The 20,284-nt window shown below is 72.2% G+C and carries 20 protein-coding genes and 1 pseudogene; 10 read left to right on the forward strand and 11 right to left on the reverse strand.

What is annotated here, in order from left to right; translation table 11 throughout:
- Nucleotides 1-645: an HD domain-containing protein gene (locus ACWC5O_RS00370; RefSeq protein WP_450590903.1), complete on the reverse strand. Its 645-nt coding sequence runs from the start codon at nucleotides 643-645 to the stop codon at nucleotides 1-3.
- Between the two features lie 51 nt (nucleotides 646-696).
- Here ACWC5O_RS00370 and ACWC5O_RS00375 point away from each other — a divergent pair.
- Together ACWC5O_RS00375 and ACWC5O_RS00380 are read left to right on the forward strand one after the other, a co-directional pair.
- Nucleotides 697-894: pseudogene (locus ACWC5O_RS00375) on the forward strand (hypothetical protein); the annotation flags it as partial.
- Nucleotides 895-1,045: 151 nt separating this feature from the next.
- Complete coding sequence (locus ACWC5O_RS00380) at nucleotides 1,046-1,753, forward strand: copper homeostasis protein CutC (protein ID WP_450590905.1); 708 nt, start codon at nucleotides 1,046-1,048, stop codon at nucleotides 1,751-1,753.
- 19 nt (nucleotides 1,754-1,772) lie between these two features.
- On the opposite strand, the gene ACWC5O_RS00385 is transcribed toward ACWC5O_RS00380, so the two are convergent.
- Nucleotides 1,773-3,836 (reverse strand): HelD family protein, encoded by a 2,064-nt coding sequence (locus ACWC5O_RS00385; RefSeq protein ID WP_450590907.1) that lies wholly within the window; start codon nucleotides 3,834-3,836, stop codon nucleotides 1,773-1,775.
- Between the two features lie 303 nt (nucleotides 3,837-4,139).
- Here ACWC5O_RS00385 and ACWC5O_RS00390 point away from each other — a divergent pair, with 303 nt between their 5' ends.
- Genes ACWC5O_RS00390 through ACWC5O_RS00400 form a run of 3 tightly spaced genes read left to right on the forward strand, consistent with a single transcriptional unit; the run spans nucleotide 4,140 to nucleotide 5,827 of the window.
- The gene (locus ACWC5O_RS00390) at nucleotides 4,140-4,322 is read left to right on the forward strand and encodes a hypothetical protein (RefSeq protein WP_386573625.1); all 183 of its coding nucleotides are present in this window, start codon (nucleotides 4,140-4,142) and stop codon (nucleotides 4,320-4,322) included.
- 18 nt (nucleotides 4,323-4,340) lie between these two features.
- Nucleotides 4,341-5,534: a glycosyltransferase 87 family protein gene (locus ACWC5O_RS00395; RefSeq protein ID WP_450590909.1), complete on the forward strand. Its 1,194-nt coding sequence runs from the start codon at nucleotides 4,341-4,343 to the stop codon at nucleotides 5,532-5,534.
- Nucleotides 5,531-5,827: an SH3 domain-containing protein gene (locus ACWC5O_RS00400; protein WP_450590910.1), complete on the forward strand. Its 297-nt coding sequence runs from the start codon at nucleotides 5,531-5,533 to the stop codon at nucleotides 5,825-5,827. The genes ACWC5O_RS00395 and ACWC5O_RS00400 overlap by 4 nt, the downstream gene beginning before the upstream one ends.
- Nucleotides 5,828-6,036: 209 nt before the next feature.
- Here the strand turns inward: ACWC5O_RS00400 and ACWC5O_RS00405 are convergent, their stop codons facing one another.
- Nucleotides 6,037-7,680, reverse strand: a complete 1,644-nt coding sequence (locus tag ACWC5O_RS00405; RefSeq protein ID WP_450590911.1) for a DNA repair helicase XPB — start codon at nucleotides 7,678-7,680, stop codon at nucleotides 6,037-6,039.
- A gap of 148 nt (nucleotides 7,681-7,828) precedes the next feature.
- Here ACWC5O_RS00405 and ACWC5O_RS00410 point away from each other — a divergent pair, with 148 nt between their 5' ends.
- Nucleotides 7,829-8,374: a hypothetical protein gene (locus ACWC5O_RS00410; RefSeq protein ID WP_450590912.1), complete on the forward strand. Its 546-nt coding sequence runs from the start codon at nucleotides 7,829-7,831 to the stop codon at nucleotides 8,372-8,374.
- A gap of 12 nt (nucleotides 8,375-8,386) precedes the next feature.
- Here the strand turns inward: ACWC5O_RS00410 and ACWC5O_RS00415 are convergent, their stop codons facing one another.
- The 4 genes from ACWC5O_RS00415 to ACWC5O_RS00430 form a co-directional block, all read right to left on the reverse strand.
- Nucleotides 8,387-10,930: a helicase-associated domain-containing protein gene (locus tag ACWC5O_RS00415; RefSeq protein WP_450590913.1), complete on the reverse strand. Its 2,544-nt coding sequence runs from the start codon at nucleotides 10,928-10,930 to the stop codon at nucleotides 8,387-8,389.
- Nucleotides 10,931-10,995: 65 nt separating this feature from the next.
- A complete protein-coding gene (locus ACWC5O_RS00420) occupies nucleotides 10,996-11,442 on the reverse strand; it encodes a carboxypeptidase-like regulatory domain-containing protein (protein ID WP_450590914.1) in 447 nt (148 codons plus the stop codon).
- Nucleotides 11,443-11,555: 113 nt separating this feature from the next.
- Nucleotides 11,556-13,175 (reverse strand): hypothetical protein, encoded by a 1,620-nt coding sequence (locus ACWC5O_RS00425; protein ID WP_450590915.1) that lies wholly within the window; start codon nucleotides 13,173-13,175, stop codon nucleotides 11,556-11,558.
- Nucleotides 13,176-13,329: 154 nt separating this feature from the next.
- Nucleotides 13,330-14,958, reverse strand: a complete 1,629-nt coding sequence (locus ACWC5O_RS00430; RefSeq protein WP_450590916.1) for a hypothetical protein — start codon at nucleotides 14,956-14,958, stop codon at nucleotides 13,330-13,332.
- A 145-nt stretch (nucleotides 14,959-15,103) separates the two neighbouring features.
- On the opposite strand from ACWC5O_RS00430, the gene ACWC5O_RS00435 reads away from it, so the two are divergent.
- Together ACWC5O_RS00435 and ACWC5O_RS00440 are read left to right on the forward strand one after the other, a co-directional pair.
- Nucleotides 15,104-16,114: a hypothetical protein gene (locus ACWC5O_RS00435; protein ID WP_450780870.1), complete on the forward strand. Its 1,011-nt coding sequence runs from the start codon at nucleotides 15,104-15,106 to the stop codon at nucleotides 16,112-16,114.
- Nucleotides 16,115-16,276: 162 nt separating this feature from the next.
- A complete protein-coding gene (locus ACWC5O_RS00440; protein WP_450589385.1) occupies nucleotides 16,277-16,921 on the forward strand; it encodes an HAD family hydrolase in 645 nt (214 codons plus the stop codon).
- Here the strand turns inward: ACWC5O_RS00440 and ACWC5O_RS00445 are convergent.
- Complete coding sequence (locus tag ACWC5O_RS00445) at nucleotides 16,897-17,148, reverse strand: hypothetical protein (RefSeq protein WP_450589383.1); 252 nt, start codon at nucleotides 17,146-17,148, stop codon at nucleotides 16,897-16,899. The genes ACWC5O_RS00440 and ACWC5O_RS00445 overlap by 25 nt on opposite strands.
- Before the next feature lie 216 nt (nucleotides 17,149-17,364).
- On the opposite strand from ACWC5O_RS00445, the gene ACWC5O_RS00450 reads away from it, so the two are divergent.
- Together ACWC5O_RS00450 and ACWC5O_RS00455 are read left to right on the forward strand one after the other, a co-directional pair.
- Nucleotides 17,365-17,742: a zinc ribbon domain-containing protein gene (locus tag ACWC5O_RS00450; RefSeq protein WP_450780872.1), complete on the forward strand. Its 378-nt coding sequence runs from the start codon at nucleotides 17,365-17,367 to the stop codon at nucleotides 17,740-17,742.
- 123 nt (nucleotides 17,743-17,865) lie between these two features.
- On the forward strand, nucleotides 17,866-18,249 hold the full coding sequence (locus ACWC5O_RS00455) for a cold-shock protein (RefSeq protein ID WP_450589379.1): 384 nt from the start codon (nucleotides 17,866-17,868) through the stop codon (nucleotides 18,247-18,249).
- 3 nt (nucleotides 18,250-18,252) lie between these two features.
- Here ACWC5O_RS00455 and ACWC5O_RS00460 read toward each other — a convergent pair whose 3' ends face one another.
- The 3 genes from ACWC5O_RS00460 to ACWC5O_RS00470 are packed head-to-tail and all read right to left on the reverse strand — an operon-like array spanning nucleotide 18,253 to nucleotide 20,283.
- Nucleotides 18,253-19,101 carry a 1,4-dihydroxy-6-naphthoate synthase gene (locus tag ACWC5O_RS00460; protein WP_450589377.1) on the reverse strand — a complete coding sequence of 283 codons (849 nt, stop codon included), beginning with the start codon at nucleotides 19,099-19,101 and terminating at the stop codon, nucleotides 18,253-18,255.
- The gene (locus tag ACWC5O_RS00465) at nucleotides 19,091-19,837 is read right to left on the reverse strand and encodes a futalosine hydrolase (RefSeq protein WP_450589376.1); all 747 of its coding nucleotides are present in this window, start codon (nucleotides 19,835-19,837) and stop codon (nucleotides 19,091-19,093) included. Before ACWC5O_RS00465 ends, ACWC5O_RS00460 begins: the two co-directional genes overlap by 11 nt.
- Complete coding sequence (locus ACWC5O_RS00470) at nucleotides 19,810-20,283, reverse strand: DUF2771 domain-containing protein (RefSeq protein WP_450589374.1); 474 nt, start codon at nucleotides 20,281-20,283, stop codon at nucleotides 19,810-19,812. The genes ACWC5O_RS00465 and ACWC5O_RS00470 overlap by 28 nt, the downstream gene beginning before the upstream one ends.
- Between the last annotated feature and the right edge of the window lies 1 nt (nucleotide 20,284).

Genomic DNA, 20,284 nt, shown 5'->3' on the forward strand with positions numbered 1-20,284 from the left:
TCAGGTCGACAGCATTTCCAGCTCGCCCGCCAGGTTGTACCGCGCAGTCGCCTCCCAGTGCTCCCGCCCGTACGGCGTGCGGAACAGGCAGGGCAGGTCCAGGAGTTGGCGCAGGATCGCTGAACGGCCTGCGCGGAAGGTGTCGTTGGGGACGAAGTGGTACTCCTCGCGGACCTCGGCGGTGTAGGTGGCGTACGCCGACGGGGGTGCGGCGAGGATGGCCAGGTCGGCGTCGCAGAGGACCTGGCCGTTGCGGTCGTCGTCGGTGGGGGCGTGGGTGACGGTGAGGCGGACGAGGCGGGCGACCTCGGCTGTCTTGGACTCCGGAACCCCGGCCTCGGGCAGGGCGCGCTCGGCCAGGTGCGCGGAGCGTTCCTCGTTCTCGGAGCGGTCCGGCAGGTACACCGCGTCGTGGAACCAGGCGGCCAGGCGGACCACGTCCGGGTCGGCCGCGTACTTCTCCAGCACGTCGATGCGGTCCAGGACTGCCGCAAGGTGCTCGATCGTGTGGTAGCGACGCTGTGGCTCCTGCCAGCGGGTGAGCAGGTTGTCGGCGTAGGGGGCGGGGGCGGGGCCGTCGCCGGGGGCGCGGGCGCCCTCCAGGGCGTGGGCGAAGCGGAGGCGCAGGGCGTCGAGGTCGGCCATGTGCTCATTCTTCCGTGACGGGCGGCGGACGGCGCCCCTGGTGTGGGCGCGACGAACGCGCAGGTCGTGGACGAGCTGGAGTGCGGGATGACCGAGGCGGGGCCGGTGATCGCCAAGGCGGGCGGGGTGCTGGACGTGATCGCGCTCCGGGTGGGGGTCCCCCCCGCGCCTTTAAGGCAGTGGGGGAGGGTGCACGCCGGTGACGTGCGGGATGTCTTCGGGGCGCCGGGGGCGTACGCGGGGGCCGGCGGGGCGGCCGCTGGACGGGGCCGCGTACGAGCCGGCGGGCGCGGCGGAGGGGGAACTGAACATCTTCGGATGAGAGGTGGCCCGGGCGGGTACGGAACCGGCGTAGTCTTGAATTGGACTAGACCTGTAGTCGTCGATGAATTGGGGTGCCATGAGCAAGCGTGCAGTCCTGGAGGTGATCGCCCTCGACGTCGAGGACGCGGTCGCCGCCCAGGCCGGAGGCGCGGATCGGCTGGAGCTGGTCACCGAGATCGCGGCCGACGGGCTCACCCCGTCGGCGGCCACCGTCGCCGGGATCCGGGCCGCCGTCGACATCGACCTGCGCGTGATGCTGCGGCTGGCGGACGGGTTCGCGGCCGGAGGCCCCGAGGACGTCGAGCGTCTGGTCCGGGTGGCGGGTGAGCTGCGGGAGGCCGGCGCCGACCAGTTCGTGCTCGGGTTCCTCGATGTGGACGGGGGCGTCGATCTGGACGCGGTGGAGCGGGTCGTCGCCGCGCTGGGCGGCTGCAGCTGGACCTTCCACCGGGCCATCGACCGTGCCGCCGACCGCGACGCCCTGCGCAAGCAGCTCGCCGACCTGCCGGGCCTGGACACCTACCTCACCGCCGGCTGCGCCTCCGGTGTCGACGAGGGCCTGCCGACCCTGGTCGCCGAGGCGCGCCGACGGGGAGAACCCGGCTACGACCAGACGATCCTCGTCGGCGGCGGCCTCCGCCTGGACCACGTCCCGCCCCTCCGCCACGCCGGCATCGACGCCTTCCACATCGGGGGCGCCGCCCGGCCGGGGGGCTGGGCGGGGCCGGTCTCGGTGGACGCGGTCGCGCAGTGGCGGGAGACGCTGGACGGCGAGGCCGCCTAGCCGCCGCTTCGGGGAGCGCCTACTCGGCGAGTTGCGGGGGCAACGGCGCCGCGTGCGTCACGATCAGGCCCGACACCGCTCGGGTCAGGGCCACGTACAGGCGCCGCAGGCCCGTGCGTTCGTCCGGCTCGCCGTCCACCACCGCCTGGGGCTCGTCCAGGACCACGTAGTCGTACTCCAGGCCCTTGGCGAGGGAGGCCGGGACGAGGGTCAGCCGGGTCTCGCGGGTGGTCTCCTCGCCCGGGGCCAGGAAGGTGATCCCGGCCGCCGTCAGGGCCTCGGCGAGGGCCGGGATGCGCGCGTCGGCCGCGATCAGGCCGGTCGAGCCCTCGTTGGCCAGCAACTCCGTGCAGGCGGCGATCACTTCGGCCGTCTCCGCCGCGGTACGGACCTCGAAGAAGCCCGGGTTCTCACGGACCGAGGCGACCGGGGTGAGGCCGGGAGCGATGTGGGGGAGGAGGCGGGAGGCGTAGGTGATGACGTCCGTGGGGACGCGGAATCCCGCCGTCAGCTCCTCGATGACGCCCTCCCGCTTGCCGAGGTGGGCCAGCGCCTCGTCCCAACTCCGCGTCGCCCAGGGCGTCGTGCCCTGCGCCAGGTCGCCCAGGACGGTCGCGCTGCCGGTGGTGCAGCGGCGGCCGACGGCCCGGTACTGCATGGGGGACAGGTCCTGCGCCTCGTCCAGGACGACGTGCCCGAGCGAGTGCGTGCGCTGGGTCAGGTCGGCCGCCTCGTCGATGAGCACCGCGTCCGCCGCCGACCACTTCGCCGACTTCACGCTGCGCACGGGCTTCGCCCACAGGATCGTCTTCTGCTCGTCCTCGTCCAGGATCCCCTCGGCGTGCTCGGCGAGGAAGTCGGCCTCCGTCAGCAGGCGCAGGACCAGTTTCGCCGGGTCGACGGCCGGCCAGCTCGCCTTCACGGCCGCCTTCACCGCGCTGTTGCGGGCGACCGCGTCCTGCACCCGGTCGTCCGGCGCCTCCCCGGCCCGCTCCATCTGCACCAGCACGGCGTGCGCGATCCGCTGCGGCAGGGCCTCGCGGGCGGCGTCGTAGCGGATGTCCCGGTCCAGCAACTCGCGGACGAGGTCCTCCAGTTCGTACGCCGGCACCCGCCAGCGCCGCGAGCCGCGTACGACGACGACCGGCTCGGTGGGCATGGTCACGTGGGAGTACAGGGCCCGGCGCAGCACCTCGGCCATCCGGGCGTCGCCCTTGACGACGGCGGCGGCCGCCTCGTCCGTGCCGCGCACCTCCACATGTGCGACCAGGTCGTCCACGGTCGCCTGCCGCACGGTCAGCTCGCCGAGCGCCGGGAGGACCTGCTCGATGTAGTGCAGGAAGGACTTGTTCGGGCCGATGACGAGCGTGCCGGTGCGGGCGAGCCGCTCCCGGTGGGCGTAGAGGAGGTAGGCGACGCGGTGCAGGCCGACGGCGGTCTTTCCGGTGCCCGGGCCTCCCTGCACGCACACGGTCCCGCCCAGCCCGCTGCGGACGATCTCGTCCTGCTCGGGCTGGATGGTCGCCACGATGTCCCGCATGGGGCCGACGCGCGGCCGCTCGATCTCCTGCTGGAGGAGCTTGCTGGTGGCGGCGGCCCCCGATGGATCGGCCGGGTCGGACAGGTGCTCGTCCTCGTACGCGGTCAGGTCGCCGCCGGTGTAGCCGAAGCGGCGGCGCAGCCCGATGTCCATCGGGTCCTTCTTGGACGCGCGGTAGAACGGCTGCGAGACCGGGGCGCGCCAGTCGATGACCATGGGGTCGCCGTCGCCGTCGTGCACATGCCGCCGCCCGATGTAGAACCTCTCGCCCTCGGCCCCTTCCGCCTGGTCGGCGCCCGGGGCGTGCAGGTAGTCGAGCCGCCCGAAGAAGAGGGGGGTGTCGCTGAGGTCGGCGAGCGCCTTGATGCGCTCGTCGATCTGGCGGGCGAGCACCTCGGCGTTGACCCAGTTCGCGGTGACGTCGCTGATGTCCAGCGCCTCGACGTCCTCGCGCATGGCGCGCAGTGCGGACCGGGAGGAGGCCAGGTGGGTGCGCTCCCGGGCGAGCGGGTCGTCGAGCGGTTCGTGGGCGGGCGTGGACAAGGGGGTGCCTCCTGATCTGCTCGTGGCATGACTGGGGGCCGCCCGGTTTCCGTCCGGGTGGCGGCACTCCGTAGGGAGGCGGGCAAGAGCGGAGATTGTAGGTGGGGTGGCCGGGAGGAGGCCAATGAATTTCCTCGCGGGGTCTCGCGGCGCTCGCGGAGTCCTCCGGATGGTCGTGCCCCCTAGGGGACACGGCCCGTCCGGCGTAGGGGTGGGGGTCCACCTGGAGACCTACGCGCAGGCCTCCGGGATTGGCTCTGGAGACCGATGCGGGACCCGGGTCCGAAGTTCCACCATGGAGACATGAGCGCAGCAACCATCCATCCAGCCTCTGTCCGCCCCCCGTCCGGTGCCACGGCCATGGACGGCCCTCACCACCACCCCCTGGGCAACGCCCTGCGCGCCGTCAAGGTGTTCGTGGAGGCCGCGTTCAGCGTCGTGATCCTCGGTGAGTACGGCGAGGAGGCGGGCATACGCCGTAAGTAGCGGCATAGTGTCACCTCCGTGCCGAAACGGACGGTGGCGTCCCTCCCTGCCCTGTTGTCCCTTCTCCTGCTCGCGGTCTCTCTCTGCTCCTTCACCGCTCTGTGCGTCCTGCAGCGGGTCCCGATGGCCGACCTGCTGGTCTACCGGGCCGAGGGCGCTGCCGCGTCCCACGGCGGCGACCTGTACGGCTTCGCGGTCACCGAGTGGCGGCTCCCGGCGACCTACCCGCCCTTCGCGGCGACCCTGTTCATCCCGGCCACCTGGCTCCCCGTCCCGGCGCTGAAGGCGGCCTTCCTGGCGGGCAACGCGCTCCTGCTCGCCGGCCTGGTCACCCTCTCGGCCCGCCTGGCCGCCCGCCCGCTGCCCCTGCCCCTCCTCTGTACGTGCACGGCCCTCGCCCTGTGGCTGGAGCCGGTCTTCCAGACGCTCCTGTTCGGCCAGGTCAACCTCGCCGTGGCCTGCCTCGTCCTGTGGGACCTCACCCGGCCTCCGGGCGCCCGCGCCAAGGGCCTCGCGTTGGGCCTCGCGACCGGCGTGAAGCTCACGCCCGCCGTGTTCGTGGTCCATCTGTTCCTGCGCGGACGCAAACGAGAGGCGGCCACGGCGGTGACCGGCTTCGCGGCCACGGCCCTGCTCGGGTTCCTGCTGCTTCCCGCCGCGAGCGCCGACTTCTGGAGCCGGCGCCTGTACGAGACCGGCCGGGTGGGCAAGGCGTGGATCGTGGACAACCAGTCTTTGCGGGGGCTGGTCGCGCGGGCCCTGGGCGACCCGGCGCCGGGCCTCGCCTGGGTGCTCCCGGCGGCGGTGGTGGCAGTGATCGTCCTACGGCTGGCGGCCCGAGCCTGCCCGGACAGCCACGGCATCCTGCTGGCCGCCGGCGCGGCCCTGCTGGTCTGCCCGATCAGCTGGTCGCACCACTGGGTGTGGTGCGTACCACTCCTCGCGGTACTCCTGGCCGAGGGCCGCAGGGTCACCGCCGGGCTCGTGACCCTCGTCTTCACCGCCCGCACGATGTGGCTGGTGCCCCACGAGGGTGCCCTGGACCTCGAACTTCCTTGGTGGCAGCAGCTGTTGGCGGCCCCTTACCCGATCCTGGCGCTCGGGCTGTCAGGGGCGTGTGCCAACATGATCAGCCGTTGTCCGATCCATTCGACCGAGCAAACGGGGAAACAGGCATGCCCTTCTCGAAGCTTCCGTTCCGTAGGGCGGTGAGCGGAGTGACCGCCGCCACCGCGCTCGCCCTCGGCGCCACCCTCATGGCCGCTCCCACCGCCTCGGCGGTCGGCTCCTCCGCCTGCACCAAGAACATCAAGGACACGACCTACACGGTCGTCCAGTACGACCACGCCGACATGCACACCGGCCCCGGCAACGGATACCGGGTCAAGAAGTCCGTGTACATGGGCAACAAGGTGCGCGTGTACTGCACCGCCAAGGGCGGCTCCTGGTACTACGGCAAGTTCGGCAAGACCTACGGCTGGATGGAGGAGCTCGCCTTCTTCTAGGCCGCGCCCCTCCAGCCCCCGGTTCTTCGCCGTCCCCCGCCCGACTAGTGCGCCGGTAGGCAACGTTTGCCCGTCAAGGAGCGGCGTCCGGTGCGTGCTCTCGGCGTACCGGCCGGAAGTCCTCGTACTGGACGTACTTGGGCTTTCGGCCGGTGCGGCGAGAGTGCGTGCCGGGCGTCGCGACGGGGCGAACGTTGCCTGTCGGGGCACTAGCCCCCGGCCAGGATCTCGTCCGCGTCCACGATCCGGTACGCGTACCCCTGTTCGGCCAGGAAGCGCTGGCGGTGGGCGGCGAAGTCCTGGTCGAGGGTGTCGCGGGCGACGACCGAGTAGAAGTGGGCCTGGTGGCCGTCGGCCTTGGGGCGCAGGACGCGGCCCAGGCGCTGGGCCTCCTCCTGGCGGGAGCCGAAGGTGCCGGACACCTGGACGGCGACCGTGGCCTCGGGCAGGTCGATGGAGAAGTTGGCGACCTTCGACACCACGAGCACGCTGATCTCTCCCTCGCGGAACGCGTCGAAGAGCTTCTCGCGCTGCGCGTTGGGCGTCTCGCCCTTGATCACCGGAGCGTTCAGGTGCTCACCCAGCTCGTCCAGCTGGTCGATGTACTGGCCGATGACGAGGATCTGCTGCCCGGCGAACCTGCGGACGATCGCCTCCGTGACCTTCCGCTTGGTCTCGGTGGTGGCGCAGAAGCGGTACTTCTCCTCGGTCTCGGCGGTGGCGTACGCGAGCCGCTCGGCGTCGGTCAGATTCACCCGGACCTCGACGCAGTCGGCGGGCGCGATGTAGCCCTGCGCCTCGATCTCCTTCCAGGGCGCGTCGAACCGCTTCGGTCCGATGAGGGAGAAGACGTCGGACTCGCGGCCGTCCTCGCGGACGAGGGTCGCGGTCAGACCGAGACGGCGGCGGGCCTGCAGGTCGGCGGTGAACTTGAAGACCGGCGCGGGCAGCAGGTGCACCTCGTCGTAGACGATCAGACCCCAGTCGCGGGAGTCGAACAGCTCCAGGTGCGGGTAGACGCCCTTCCGCCTGGTCGTCAGCACCTGGTAGGTGGCGATGGTGACCGGGCGGATCTCCTTCCTGGTCCCGCTGTACTCGCCGATCTCGTCCTCGGTCAGCGAGGTCCGCTTCACCAGCTCGTGCTTCCACTGCCGGGCCGAGACGGTGTTGGTGACGAGGATGAGGGTGGTGGACTTCGCCTGCGCCATGGACCCGGCGCCGACCAGCGTCTTTCCGGCGCCGCAGGGCAGCACGACCACGCCGCTCCCGCCGTGCCAGAAGTTCTCCACGGCCTGCTTCTGGTACGGACGCAGCGCCCAGCCGTCCTCGAGCAGCTCGATCGGATGCGCCTCGCCGTCCACGTATCCGGCGAGGTCCTCGGCCGGCCAGCCCAGCTTCAGCAGCACCTGCTTGATCTGCCCGCGCTCGGAGGGGTGCACGACCACGGTGTCCGGGTCGATCCGCGCCCCGACCAGCGGGGCGATCCGCCTGGACTTCAGCACCTCCTCCAGCACCGGCCGGTCGGTGGTGGTGAGGACGAGTCCGTGCGCGGGGTGCTTGCTCAGGGTGAGCCGCCCGTACCGGTCCATCGTCTCGGCGATGTCCACGAGCAGCGCGTGCGGCACCGGGTAGCGGCTGTACTGCACCAGCGCGTCCACGACCTGCTCGGCGTCGTGCCCGGCGGCCCGCGCGTTCCACAGGCCGAGCGGGGTGACCCGGTAGGTGTGGATGTGCTCCGGCGCCCGCTCCAGCTCGGCGAAGGGCGCGATGGCACGCCGGCAGTCGTCGGCCTGCTCGTGGTCGACTTCCAGGAGCAGAGTCTTGTCCGACTGGACGATCAGCGGTCCGTTCACCTACGCACTTCCCTTCCGCGCGGCCAAACGTCCAGTGTGCCCTATCAGCCGATGATCGCGGCGGGGCGCCGCAACCATGGGCCCCCGACCCGGGTCTTCCTACTGCGGGACCGGCGCGGGGGCGCGGTCCGGGGAGGAGCTGGACGCGATGTCGGTACGCAGGTGGGTGACCGGCCTGGGGGCCACGGCGGTGCTGGTCGCGGCAGGGGCGTGGGCGGTGTGGCCGCCGGGTGTCGATCAGCACCTGTGGGGCGAGGTGCGGCCGGTGATCGAGGCCCGGCTGGTGGCGGACTCGAAGGGCAGTGGGTACGGGGAGACGCAGCCCGGTCTGCGGGCGCAGTGGTTCTGCCGGGCCGAGGCACGGGACCTCGACGAGCACGACGGCGTCGTACGGGCGGGCGTGACCACGTTGTGCATGGAGTACGGGGTGCGGAAAGGCGCTCTTCTGGAGTGCTCCGGAGCCGACGTCCCGCAGGTGGTGCGCCTGAAGCGGGACGCGGGCGCGCACGGCGGCTTTCGTGTGACGTCGCGGGAGGAGGGGCCGGACGGCGAGGGCAGCGGGAAGTGGGTGGAGGACCACTTCAGTTTCTTCCACGAGCCCGGCCCCGAGGGCACGGGCGGGTCCGCCGACCTGGAGGCCGCCGCCCGCAAGCACTTCGGGCTGTCCGCGGACGCTCCGGTCAAGGACTGCTGACCGGGCCCGCGCCTATTCCTCCGCCAGCTCCGCGACCCCCGTGACCCGGTGCAGCGGATACGTCCGCACCTCGTCGGCCGTGTGGTCGTACGCCGTCACGAAACCGCCCTCGACCCGGATCGGGGCGATGACGCGCTGGCTGGCGGTGCCCTCGGCGTTGACGTAGCCGATCCACAGGGACTCGCCGGTCAGGACGGCGGCCTGCATGGTGGCCAGGGTCTCGGCGGAGCTGGTGCGCGGCAGTTCGTCGCCGGTGAGCGCGCTGCCCGACGGCTTGCGCGGGGTGGTGGCGGCCAGGTCGCCCGCCCGGATCGCCCGGATCGCGGCCGCCAGCAGCGTGGCGTCGGGCGGCGGCGGTCCGTCCGGCACCGGCTCGGGCGCGGTGCGCGGCGGGGTGCGGTGGGCGTCGGCGCGGGTGATCAGGACGTCGCCCTCGGCGGACTCGGCGGCGGGCGCGTAGCCCATCGCGCGCAGGCCCTCCAGCAGCGTGGCCGGGTCCGTCGGGGCGGCCAGGACGGTCGGGGCCAGCCGGCGCAGGCGCAGGGCGGCCGCCCGCTTGTCGGCGAGGATCTCGTTCAGCAGGGCGTCGTCGTCGCAGCGGACGTAGGCCGAGGCCGCGCCCACCCGCAGATGGCCGTGCTTGCGTGCCACGTCGTCGATCAGGTAGGCCAGCGGCTGCGGGACCGGCGTACGGGAGTGCGCGGTCAGGAAAGCGTGCAGGTCGGCGGCGGTCCGGCCGGCGTCCAGGGCGCGGCGGACCGAGGCCGGCGTGAAGCGGTAGACGGTCGCCCCGCCCTTGGACTCGACGTCCGCGAGGATCCCGAGCATGTCGGCGAGCGGACGCCGGAGCGGGCCCGGGGCCACTGCCGTGAGGTCCGCCTGGAGGAGGACGTGGTCCAGGGGTTCGGGCAGCAGGGGTGCGAGGAGCCGGGCCGCGGCGGCGGTGGCGACGGTCTGCTCGGTGGGGGAGAGGGGTTCGAGGAGGGCACCAGGGCGGTGGTGGACGGGGAGCTTGTCGCCGGGCCCGGAGGGTTCCGCGGCGGGCGCGGCGGGTGCGGCCGCGGGTGCGCCGAGCAGCGCCCGCCCGTGCGCCGACAGCGCCCCGCGCCCGGTCACGCCGAGCAGCTCCGCCTCCGAGAGGGTCCAGCGGGCGAGCCGGGAGCGCAGGTCGTCGGCCCCGCCGCCGTCGGGCCGGGGACCGCGCAGCGGCCGCTCCCAGAGCAGCCGGGCCAGCACCGACTCGGCGCTGGGGGCGGCGCCCTGCGGGAGCCCGGCCAGCAGGGTCAGCACCCGCTGCCGCACCTCGGGCGCGGCGGACCGGTCGAGTCCCGGCCCCAGCGCGGACAACGTACGGTCCTTCGCGTCCCGCCCGCCGACCAGCCCCGATGTCCGGGTGGCCGACAGCCAGGCCTCGGCGAGCCGGGCCCAGCGCTCGGCGGGCGGCCGCTCCAGCCACTCGTCGTAGGCGGGGGTGGCCGCGTACCGCTCGTCGGCCTCGCCGTCGGAGGCGAGCAGGCCGGCCGCGTACGCCAGCTCGACCCAGAAGGCAGCGAGCGGCTCGGGCACGTCGAGGGCGACGGCGGTCCGTTTCAGGTCCCGCACGCTCAGCCCGCCGGCCCGCAGCACCGCGGGGCCGCCCTCGTCCCAGTCCTTCAGCAGTTCCTCGACGGTGGCCAGCGCGGTGTACGCCTGTCCGGCCGCGGTGGCGTCCACGATCTGCGGACCGTGGGTCGCGGCCGGCTCGACGGCCGGCGGCAGCGGCTCGGGTGCCCGGTGTGCGCGGCCCTCGCGCAGATGCAGGGCGACCTCGCGGGGCAGGACGACCGTGCCGGGCGCGGTGGGCAGCAGCAGGCCGCGGTCCAGCAGCCAGCGCAGATGGGCGGCCGGTTCGGCGGTGACCTGCCCGTACGGCGGTCCCCACACCAGCCGGGACAGCACCTCGCGGGCGGCCTCCGGGGCCTTCGCGAGCAGCGCGGCCATCTTCTTGCGGTCGGTGAACAGGGCGGTGAGCGCGGCCACGGCGGAGACCGAGTCGTGCGTCGAGGCCAGCCCGGCGGCGCCGACGATGTCCTGGATCCGCCCCGGGGACATGCCCGCGGTGGCCTCCTGCACGCTCGGGCCGAGACCGGTCGGGGAGGGGTGCTGCGCGGACGGGGCGAGTAGTTCCCGTGCGGTCCGCACCAGCCGCAGCCGCTCGTCGTCGCCCCACACCAGGGCCTGCTCGCGCAGGGTGGCCACCGCGCGGGGCAGCGTGGCGGCGACGGTCTCGTCCCGGGCGTACCCGGCCATCAGGCCGAGCAGAATCTCGTACGACGCCGGTTCCGGGGCCACGGCGAGGGCCTCGGCGGTCTGCAGCGCGAACCGGTCCAGCCGCTCGAGGGCACGCAGGACCGAGGCGCGGGTGCCGGCGCGGGTGGCGAGCTGCGTGAGGTCGCTGGGAACCGGCGTGATGAGATCGGGCCGGCTGCGCAGGAGCGCGGCCAGGGAAGCGTCGTCGCGCGCGCGGAGCGCTTCCGCGAGGGAGCGTGGAGCCGACGGGGGCGTGTGGGCGCTCATCCCGCCCACGGTACCCGGAGGGCGGCCGGACGCAGCGGTGCAGGACGGGGTCCGCCGTCAGGTGGTCAGCGCAGACCGGTGTCGCACCTGATCGTGATTTCCGTGTACGCGTCGGGGCTCACGGTGACGTCGACCGGGGCGCAGTGCGCGGTGCCGGAGGTCCGGGCCCGCACCTCGTACGCGCCGGCCCGCAGCGGCACCCGGAACCGGCCGTCCGGACCGGTGCGCGCGGTCGCCACCTCGGTGTCCGAGGAGCGGTCCCGCACCCGCACGGTCGCCTCGGCGGGCCTGCTGCAGTCGCGGCTCTCGGGAGCGCCCTCCACGGGGCAGGTCGGCCATCGGACGACGACGCCCTTCACCCCGGACCGGGCGTCCGCCGGGGCGCTGCTGCCCGATCCGTTCGGGGCCGCCCCGGAGCACGCGGCGAGCGCCACCGGCACGGTCAGCGCCACGAGCGCGAGGTGCAGGCCGGCCGGCGGCCGCCGGGTGATGCGGCGGCGGTGCGGGAGCACGCTTCCACTGTAGGCAGCGGGGAGCGGGCCCGGACAGCGCGGAAGGGCGGAGGGGGTGGCGCGGTGGCCACCCCTCCGCCCTGGGGTGTGTCAGCGGTGTCCGGTCCTGCCGACTAGCAGAAACCGAGCTTGCCGATGCGCGAGCCCCACGCGGAGGTGCTGATCTGGCGCTCGTTCACTACGTAGGCGCGATTGCCGACGGGGCAGGTGCTGGTCGCGGAGGGGGCGACGGTGACGGCGGAGTAGTCGCCCCAGCGCTCGACGAGGTCGGTGGACGGGTTGTAGAACGTCGAGGCCTGGGCGTGGGTGTTGCCTCCGACGACGTTGGCCGGGTCGGTGGCGAGGCGGCCGCCGCTCTCGACCCGCACCTGGTGGGTGACGCCGGCCGTGACGTTGGTCGAGGACCAGGTGAAGAACATCCGGCCGATCGGGTTCGCCGAGGTGCCGCCCACGGCCGAGCCGGCCACGGACGCGTTGAAGTCGTCGGAGTTACTGGACTCGATCACACTTCCGGTCTGACCGGCGGGCACCGTGCTGTTGGCGGTGTTGATCTGCAACCAGACCGGCGTCGGGAATCCGCCGACATTGACGGTGTGGATGTTGAGCAGCTGGTTGCCGATCTGCGTGCTGCTCTGCGCGAACCGGGAGTCCGAGCTGTCCAGCAGGTTGGTCGTACCGGGCTGGCGGGCGTTCGGTGGCACGGTGTAGGCGCTCACCGGCACGTTGGGCTGCTGCACGATCGTCTGGTTGCTGCGGCCCAGGCCGGTGGCCTTGAACAGGCTCAGTTTGTTGTCCGACGGAGCGGCCGCCACCAGGAAGTCGCCGGCGTTGTTGTCCTCCACGAGGGGAGGCGCGACGGTGCCCGGCGTGCCCAGGCTGAAGTACAGGAACTTGGGGCCGAAGCCGTTGTACAGGTCGGCCTTGGCCATGCCGTAGGCACGCGAGCGGACGTAGTGGCTCGAGGAGTCGAAGATGTTCGCCGTGACGATCACGGCGTCCTGGTCGAGCCCCAGCTGCGGGAAGTCGTAGAAGTCGCCCGGGTTCTCCGGCGGGTCGAACGTGTAGATGAAGAACGACCCGGTGGCGTCCGAGCTGGTGGACACGGCGTAGAACACCTTCTGGACCGTGGAGCTCTCCGGGAACGCCGCGGCCGAGATGACCCAGCGGTTCCACTTCTTGTCGTAGACGACCCGGGGGTCGAAGATCGTCTGCGCGGTGTAGTTGAAGAAGCTCGCGAACGACACGTTCTTGACCAGGGCGCCGTCCGAGTTCCGGAACACGCCGAAGCCGGTGCCGTTCACGGTCTCCACGAACTGGCTCTTGCCGACGGCGCCGGTCGTGTCCGGCGGCCGGAGGCAGCAGGGCTGGCCGAGTCCCTCGAAGCTGCCCTGATTCGGCGGCGGTGCCAGCTTCGTGGCCCTGTTCCCGCCGGTCTGTCCGGGGCGCTGCTTCGCCGGGTGCTTCGCGGCGGCGGCCTTCAGCTCGGCGAGCTTCTTGCGGGACACGGTGGGCAGCGGGCCCTGGTCCCTGCGGACCTTCGGCTTGGCGTGTCCGCTCGGGTTGACCAACTTGGGTTTGGACACGTGAACCATGTGGGGCGCCGGGAGCGGCTTCCCCTCCGCCTTGGGGTGAGCGGCCGCCCCGGTCGCCTGCGGCAGGCCCACGCCCAGGCTCAGCGCGAGCGCGGCCAGCAGGGCCGGCACGACGCGGCGTGCTCTCCGTCTGGTCGTCAAGACAGACTTCCTCTCTTCGCCTTCGCGGCCTGGGTGGCCGGCTGAAAGGTCGTCCACAGCATGTGGGAAAGTACATTCGGGAACTTGGCGACTTAACGGATGCTTCGGTCAAGTCCATCTGAACGGCCGTTGGAGCGGTGTCCGGTCCTGCCGGCTAGCAGAAACCGAGCCTGCCGATGCGCGAGCCCCATGAACCGGTGCTGATCTGACGCTCGTTCACGACGTAGGCGCGGCTGCCGACGGCGCAGGTGCTGGTCGCGGAGGGGTTGATCGCGACGGAGGAGTAGTCGCCCCAGCGCTGGAGCCGGTTCTCGCCCGACGGGGCGTAGAACGTCGGGGCCGTGCTGTGGGTGTTGCCCCCGAGGATGAACGGGTCGTCGGTGACGAGGCGGCCGCCGCTCTTGACCCGCACCTGGTGGGGGGTGCTCAGCACGTTGGTCGAGGACCAGGTGAAGAACATCCGGCCGATCGGGTTGTCCATGGTGCCGCCCACGGCCGAGCCGGCCACCGAGGGGGTGAAGTCGTCCGAATCGGGGGACTCGAACACCTCACCGCCGGCGGAGACCGCGCTGGTGTCGGTGTTGATCTCGTACCACCTCGGGGTCGGGAACCCCTCGTCATTGATGGTGTGGACGTTGAGAAGCCGGTTGCCGATCTGCGTGCTGTTGTTCTGGAACCGGGCGTCCAGGGTGTCCAGCACGGCGTTCGTACCGGGCTGGCGGGCGCTCGGCGGCACGGTGTAGGCGGTCACCGGCACGCTGGGCTGCTGCACGACGGTGTCGTCGCTGCGACCCAGGCCGGTGGCCTTGAACAGGCTCAGACGGTCGGCCATGGGGTAGGCCGCCACCAGGAAGGCGCTGGCGTTGTCGTCCTCCACGACGGGAGGCGCGACCGTGCCGGACAAGCCCAGGTCGAAGTACCGGAAGTCGGTGAAGCGGCCGTTGTACAGGTCGGCCTTGGCCATGCCGAAGGCGCGGGAGCCGATGTAGTCGAACCCGAGTTCCGTGGGGCGGAAGACGTTCGCCGTGACGATCACGGCGTTCTGGTCGAGCCCCAGCTGCGGGTAGTCGTAGAAGTCGCCGGTGCCGGGCTCCTCCGGCGGGTCGAACGTGTAGATGTACCACGAGCCGAGCGGGTTCGAGCTGGTGGACACCGCGTAGAACACCTTCTGGACGTCCTGGTCCTCCTGGAACGCCGCGGCCGAGATGACCCAGCGGTTCCACTTCTTGTCGTAGACGACCCGGGGGCCGAAGATCTCCTGAGCGGTGTAGCCGAAGAAGCCGGCGAGCGACACGTTCTTCCGCAGGCTGCCGTTCGACTTGTCGTACACGCCGACGCCGGCGCCGTTCGTGACCTCGACGAAGTAGCCCTTGCCGACGGCGCCGTGCGTGCCCGACGGCATGAGGCAGCAGGGCCGGCTGAGCCCCTCGAAGCTGCCCTGGCTCGGCGGCGGTGCCAGCTTCTTGGCCCTGTTCCCGCCGGTCTGTCCGGGGCGCTGCTTCGCCGGGTGCTTCGCGGCCTCGGCCTTCAGCTCGGCGAGCTTCTCGCGGGAAACGGTGGGCAGCGGTCCTTGGCTCTTGTGAACCTTCGGCTCGGCGTGCCCGGTCGGCTTGACCACCTTCGGTCCTGACAGGTGAACCTTGTGGGGCGCCGGGAGGGGCCTCCCCTCGGCCCTGGGCTGAGCGGCCGCCCCGGTCGCCTGCGGCAGGCCCGCGCACAGGCTCAGCGCGAGCGCGGCCAGCAGGGCCGGCACGACGCGGTGCGCTCTGCGTGTGGTCGTCAAGACAGCTTTCCTCTCTTCGCCTTCGCGGCCTCGGCGGCCGACGGCGGGTCACGCCCAGGATGAGAGGTCATGGCGCCGGGCACCCGCACCCACGCGGTACCGTCGTCCAACGGGGTGTCATCGCCGTTGCCCCGGAGGGGTTTCCGTGGGGATCGAAAGCGACCAGGTCGTCTACGAGTATCTGAGCCGCGTCGGAGACATCGCTCAGCAGCGGCAGTTGCCGTCGTCCGCGCGGATGCGGCTGGTGTCGGAGCTACGCGGCGAGATCGACCGGCACCGGGCCAAGGCGGCGGTGGACAGCCCCGCCGCCGTGCGCCGCATCCTGGAGCGGCTGGGCACCCCGGACGAGGTGGTCGAGGCCGCGGGCGGCAGCGCGGGGGTGCCGCGGCCGACGCCCGCCGCCGTGCCCGTACAACGGGAGCCGGAGCCGGAGCCGAAGGAGCGGCCCAAGGGGCTGCGCAGGGTCGTACCCCGGCCGCGTCCCGCCGAGCCGGAGCCGCGCGACGCCCCGTCCCCGCCACATCTCGCCGCCGCGGACGAGCTGGGGGACAGCGCGAGACATCCCGACTGGTGGCGGGTGGAGGGCAGTCCGTTCGGTACGCCCACCGGTGACGTCGTACCGGGGTTCGTGGGCGGGGTGGAGATCCCCGACCTGCTCAAACGCCCGCCGACGGAGACGGAGGAGACGGAGCCGGAGCCCCGGCAGGCAGAGCCGCCGGAGGCGACGGAACAGGCGCCCGGCCCACGCCGCCGCCTGTTCGCCCGCAGGGCACCCGCGCCCGCGGCGGCCGCCCGCCGCCTGCTCCCGGGCCCCGCCGTCGGCTGGAGCAACCCCCTCCTCCTGCTGGCCGCCGCCGCGCTGGTCGCCGGAGCCGTACTCGGCAACTGGTTCGCGCTCCTGCTCGGCTGGCTGATCGCCTACGGCTCGCGCCGCCTCACCCCGGTGGAGACCAAGTGGGCCGTACTGGGCGTCCCCGGCCTGACCCTCGCGTCCGGGCTGCTCTGGCTGTGGGGCCGTGACACCGGCCGTTGGGGTGCCCCCATCGCCGAGGGCCACATGAACGACGCCCTGGCACAGACCTGGCCCTGGGTGGTGCGCGGCGCGGCCGTCGCCTCGGCCCTGTTCCTGGTCTGGCGGTCACAGAGAAAGCGCTAGTGCCCCGGCAGGCAACGTTCGCCCCGTCGCGACGCCCGGCACGCACTCTCGCCGCACCGGCCGAAAGCCCAAGTACGTCCAGTACGAGGACTTCCGGCCGGCACGCCGAGAGCATGCCGGGGCACTAGCCCTCCGAGCCCGGTGTCAGCCGTACCCGGCACAATGTCCCCCATGACCGTCACCCCGGCCTCCGCCCTCACCGTCGGCTTCGACCTCGACATGACGCTCATCGACTCCCGGCCGGGCATCCACGCCTGCTACCGGGCGCTGGCGGAGCGGACCGGGACGTTCATCGACGCCGACCTGGCGGTGACCCGGCTTGGGCCGCCGCTCGCGGAGGAACTGGTCAACTGGTTCCCCGCGGAGGAGGTCGCCGCCATGGCCGATCTGTACCGCGAGATGTACCCCTCGATCGCCATCGCCGCGACGCCCGCGATGGCGGGCGCGCGGGAGGCGGTGGACGCGGTGCGGGCGGCGGGTGGCCGCACGATGGTGGTCACGGCGAAGTACGAGCCGAACGCCAAGCTGCACCTGGACCACCTGGGCATCGCACCCGACGTGGTCGTGGGCGACCTGTGGGCCGAGCAGAAGGCGGAGGCCCTGCGCGAGTACGGCGCCGCCGTGTACGTCGGCGACCATGTCGGAGACGTCCGCGGGGCCCGTACGGCGGGTGCGCTGTCCGTGGCCGTGGTCACCGGGCCGTGCGACGGCGAGGAACTGCGCGCCGCGGGGGCGGACGTCGTGCTGGCCGACCTCGCCGCCTTCCCGGCCTGGCTGGCCGCCTACCGCGAGGCGCCCCGCGCCTGACGCCGTCCGGCGGCGACGGAACGCAGCAGACCCGCCCCGGCCACCAGGAAGCCGACGGCCATGAGCATGCTCAGACCGAACATGTACGTCGGAAAAGGCTTCGCCCCGAGGAACAGCGGGGCCACCGTGACGAGGGTGGCCACGGCCCCGATGAAGAACACCACGGCACCGGCGCGGATCAGTCGGTCACCGGGCCCGGCGGAATTCGTTTGGGTTTTCTCACGCACCGGACCAGGGTAGTTCCCAGCGCAAGAGAACAGCCGGGAGACCCTCGCTTCCATGACTCCTGGTCTTCGCTGCCTCGCATGCCTCCGTCTCTCTGCCGACTCGGCCGGCTCGACGTCCATCGGGGTGGCAGCGCGGTGTGATCCGACACCACGTCAGCTCTCACGACGTCTCAGGCTCCATGTCCCCTTCAAGCGCCCCAAGCTGTGGGTGAGGCTGTGGGAATATCTCGTGGACCAGATCGAGCCCGCTCCCAGGACTGGGGGACGGAAAGCCGTATCGGTGCCAAGAGTCTGCTTTCCGGTGTTGCTCGCTGTGGTGAATGCGGGGCGCCGGTCACTTCTCTGCTGGGCGCTGGGTACACCAGGAAAGCCGGTACGAAGACTCCCGGAGACAGGTATTACCGGTGTTCCAGCAAGTTCGCGGGCGGAGCATGCGCAAAGGGCCTTCACGACCGGTGGACGTCCTGCCGTCATCACTGCGGATCTGCCCACGGTGGCCAGGGCTCTCGGAGTCTCCCGCGCGACTCTCTCCCCCCGCACATCGGGCAGTGGTCACACTTCCCTCACTCATCTGAGCCTCTATCGCGCCACTGAGGGCGCATAGGAGCTCAGACCCGTTTTAAGGCGTGTTCCGCTGGAGAGACCCCCGGTAAGGTGGTTCGACGGCAGTTCAAGGGCGTCCGGGCATGCCCAGGACGGATCGAGGGAGTGTGTGCTTTGCCGACTGGCAAGGTCAAGTGGTTCAACAGCGAGAAGGGCTTCGGCTTTCTCTCCCGCGACGACGGCGGTGACGTCTTCGTCCATTCCTCGGTTCTCCCCGACGGGGTCGACGTACTCAAGCCGGGACAGCGCGTGGAGTTCGGCGTCGTCGCCGGTCAGCGCGGTGACCAGGCCCTCTCCGTGACCGTGCTCGACCCGACGCCCTCCGTCGCGGCCGCGCAGCGCAAGAAGCCGGACGAGCTGGCCTCGATCGTGCAGGACCTGACCACCCTCCTCGAGAACATCACGCCGATGCTCGAGAAGGGCCGCTACCCGGACAAGACCTCCGGCAAGAAGATCGCCGGCCTCCTGCGCGCGGTCGCCGACCAGTTGGACGTGTGACCCTCAGGGGAAAGCGAGCGCATCCGGGCCGAGGGGCGGCAGCAGCCCTTCGGCCGCCGCGCGTGTGAGCAGCCCGCGGACCGCCGCGTAGCCGTCCTCGCCGAGGTCGGCGGTGAACTCGTTGACGTACAGCCCGATGTGCTGGTCGGCGACGGCCGGGTCCATCTCCTGGGCGTGCTCCATGACGTACGGCCGGGAGGCCTCCGGGTCGTCCCAGGCGGCCCGGACGGACGCCTTGACGGAGTCGGCGAGCCGGCCCAGGGTCTCGGCGCCCAGCGACCGCTTGGCGATGATCGCGCCGAGCGGGATCGGCAGCCCGGTGCTGCGCTCCCAGTGCTCGCCCATGTCGGCGAGCTTGTGCAGCCCGTAGTTCTGGTACGTGAAGCGTGCCTCGTGGATGACGAGTCCGGCGTCCACCTTGCCGTCCCGCACGGCCGGCATGATCTCGTGGAACGGCAGGACGACGATCTCGCCCACCCCTCCCGGCAGCGTGTCCGCCGCCCAGAGCCGGAACAGCAGGTAGGCGGTCGACTTCTCGCTCGGCACCGCGACCGTACGGCCCGTCAGCTCGGTTCCGGCCTCCCGGGTCAGCACCAGCGGCCCGCAGCCCCGCCCCAGAGCACCCCCGCACGGCAGCAGCGCGTACTCGTCCAGGACGTAGGGCAGCACGGCGTACGACACCTTCAGCACGTCGAACTCGCCGCGCTCGGCCATGCCGTTGGTGATGTCGATGTCTGCGAAGGTCACGTCCAGCGCGGGGGCGTCGGGGACGCGGCCGTGGGCGAGGGCGTCGAAGACGAAGGTGTCGTTCGGACAGGGCGAGTACGCGATCTGCATCGCATCACTGGTCATGCGTGTTCCAACTCTCCAATGCGGGCGCGAGCTTCCCGAAGCCCTCGGTGAGGGCGGCGAGCGCGTCGCCGATGCGCCAGGCGGCGCGGTCGCGCGGGCCGACCGGGTTGGACACCGCCCGGATCTCCAGCACCGGCACCCCGTGCCCGGCTGCCGCCTCGGCCACGCCGAACCCCTCCATGCCCTCGGCGAGGGCATGCGGGTGGCGGGCGCGCAGCTCGGCGGCGCGGGCTGCGGTGCCGGTGACGGTGGAGACGGTGAGGACGGTGCCGGGACGGGCGCCGGTGGCCTCGGACACGCCGCGCACGAGTGCTGCCGGCGGCCGGTGGGTGACGGTCCCGAAGCCGAGTTCGGTGACCGGGAGAAAGCCGTCGGAGGTCTCGGCGCCGAGGTCCGCCACAGTGATCGCGTCGGCGACGACGAGCGAGCCGACCGGCGCCTCGGGCGGGAAGCCACCGCCGATCCCGGCCGAGACGACGAGCCCGTAGGGGCTGCCGTCGAGGGCGGCGGCGGTGAGCGCGGTGGCGGTGGAGGCGGCGGCGCGGGCGGGCCCGACACCGCCGGCCAGCAGGTCGTACCCGGCACCGGTCCGCACGAGGGAGACCCCCGGCAGCCGTACCTCCGCACCCTCCTCCGGGAACGCCCGGGCCACCGCATCCCGTTCGGCCGGGACCGCGGTGGCTACGAGGACGCGTACGGAGGGCGTGGTCAGGCCTTCTTCAGCTTGAAGGACCACAGGCCCTTGGCCGGCTGCTGGCCCATCTGGATGGAGACGGTGTTGCTGTTGCCCTGGGTGCCGTACTGGGCGTTGAAGAACGCGCTGCCAGGGATGGTGGTGTAGGTCTTCTTGCTCACGTCGGTGAACTGGCGGCCGTTGACCAGGAGGATCCAGCCGGCGTCCGCGATCTTCGGGTCGACGCCGAGGCGGACCGTCTGGTCCGGGTCCACCTTGATCGACTCGATGTCCCCGGCCTTCTTGGCGCACTTCGCCAGTGACTTGGCGTCCAGGGCATTGCCGTCGTTGTAGCAGAGGGCCTCGGAGTTGACCGAGTTCCGGCCTACCGTGATCGTCGCGACGGGCGTCGGCTTCTCGCAGGCGGACAGGACGAGCAGTCCGGCGGAAACGGCGCCGGCGGCTGCGACGGCGCGGCGGCGTCGCACAACGGATTGCAGCGTGGTCATG

It is taken from the genome of Streptomyces sp. NPDC001450 (assembly GCF_053597295.1).

Excerpts from the sequence above, each read along its gene's own strand:
- ACWC5O_RS00370 (WP_450590903.1), bottom strand. The coding sequence starts at position 645 with ATGGCCGACCTCGACGCCCTGCGCCTCCGCTTCGCCCACGCCCTGGAG.
- ACWC5O_RS00380 (WP_450590905.1), top strand. The coding sequence starts at position 1,046 with ATGAGCAAGCGTGCAGTCCTGGAGGTGATCGCCCTCGACGTCGAGGAC.
- ACWC5O_RS00390 (WP_386573625.1), top strand. The coding sequence starts at position 4,140 with ATGAGCGCAGCAACCATCCATCCAGCCTCTGTCCGCCCCCCGTCCGGT.
- ACWC5O_RS00410 (WP_450590912.1), top strand. The coding sequence starts at position 7,829 with ATGTCGGTACGCAGGTGGGTGACCGGCCTGGGGGCCACGGCGGTGCTG.
- ACWC5O_RS00415 (WP_450590913.1), bottom strand. The coding sequence starts at position 10,930 with ATGAGCGCCCACACGCCCCCGTCGGCTCCACGCTCCCTCGCGGAAGCG.
- ACWC5O_RS00440 (WP_450589385.1), top strand. The coding sequence starts at position 16,277 with ATGTCCCCCATGACCGTCACCCCGGCCTCCGCCCTCACCGTCGGCTTC.
- ACWC5O_RS00460 (WP_450589377.1), bottom strand. The coding sequence starts at position 19,101 with ATGACCAGTGATGCGATGCAGATCGCGTACTCGCCCTGTCCGAACGAC.
- ACWC5O_RS00470 (WP_450589374.1), bottom strand. The coding sequence starts at position 20,283 with ATGACCACGCTGCAATCCGTTGTGCGACGCCGCCGCGCCGTCGCAGCC.